The organism is Actinosynnema sp. NPDC023658, assembly GCF_040639995.1.
GTDB lineage: Bacteria > Actinomycetota > Actinomycetes > Mycobacteriales > Pseudonocardiaceae > Actinosynnema.
The window spans coordinates 1,171-2,305 of record NZ_JBFAAX010000872.1 but is presented as its reverse complement, the minus strand read 5'-3'; the positions used below and the strand labels follow the sequence as shown (position 1 = coordinate 2,305).

The window sequence follows — 1,135 nt, the reverse complement described above, 5'->3', positions numbered from 1 at the left end:
AGGGCGTCATCTGGCAGCTGGCGCTGGGCGGCGTCGGGTTGACGTCGGGCTACTGGCGGCGGGACGAGGACAACCGGGAGAAGTTCATCCCCGACCCGGTCGGGGGTGACCGGACCGCGCGCGTCTACCTGTCCGGCGACCTGGCCAGGGTCAACGGCGCCGGCCGGCTGGTGTACGTCGGGCGACGCGACCGGCAGGTCAAGATCAACGGCGTGCGGATCGAGGTCGGTGAGATCGAGAGCGTGCTCCGCACCGCCGCCGGGATCCGCAACGTGTTCGTCCAGGTCCAAGAGGACGACGGCGGCAAGCGCGTCGTCGCCTACTGCGCGACCGGGGGAGCGGGCGGCGTCTCCGAGTCGGCGCTCCGGGAGCACTGCCGCAAGCGCCTGGTGTCCACGATGGTGCCGAGCAGCTTCGTGCTCCTCGACGAACTGCCGATCAACGCGAGCGGGAAGATCGACGAGCGCAGGTTGCCCGCGGTCGGCGCGACCGTCGAGGTGGCGGGCGACACCGGGGCCGCGGAACAGCTCAGCGACATCGAGCGGCAGATGCTGACCGAGGCCTTCGGTCCGATCCTGGGCCGCACCGACTTCTCCAAGACCACCAGCTTCTTCGACCTGGGCGGGACCAGCCTCCAGGCCGCGCAGCTGGTGTCCAGGATCAAGAAGCTGTTCTCCACCTCGGTCTCCCTCGCCGCGTTCTTCAGCGATTCGAGCGTGCAGAGCATGGCCCTGGAGGTCGAACGGGCCCGGCTCGCCGTCCTGTCCCCGGAGGAGCTGGAGAAGGCCATCGCGCAGATGTCCGAAGAGGACGTGGCCCGACTGCTGGCCGGCGAGTAGGCGGACGTGGATCCCGACGAGGAGGGGAGCGGCATGCCCAGCGAGGGCAAGCGCCTCAGCGACTACCTCAGCGCGAGGTCGACGGTGGCGGGCGCGTCGAGCCTGGTCGAGCTGACCCCGGCGGCGCGCGCCGAGCGGGTCCTGCTGTTCGCGCACCCGGTGGGTGGCAGCCTGCTGGCCTACCAGCCGTTGATCCGCAGGTTCCCGGAGTACCGGTGCCTCGGGCTGGACGCGTCGCTGAAGACGCTCCTCCACGGCGAGCCGGCGGCGTCGATCCAGGACCTCGCGCGACGGTA

Annotated in this window: 2 protein-coding genes; both read left to right on the top strand. The window is 70.7% G+C overall.

The genetic code is table 11. The features are described from left to right. Positions 1–839: non-ribosomal peptide synthetase (locus AB0G02_RS35820; protein WP_360803582.1), on the top strand; the 839-nt coding region annotated here is incomplete at its 5' end. A gap of 6 nt (positions 840–845) precedes the next feature. Further along, a partial coding sequence (locus AB0G02_RS35815) for a hypothetical protein (protein ID WP_360803579.1) occupies positions 846–1,135 on the top strand: 290 nt, incomplete at its 3' end.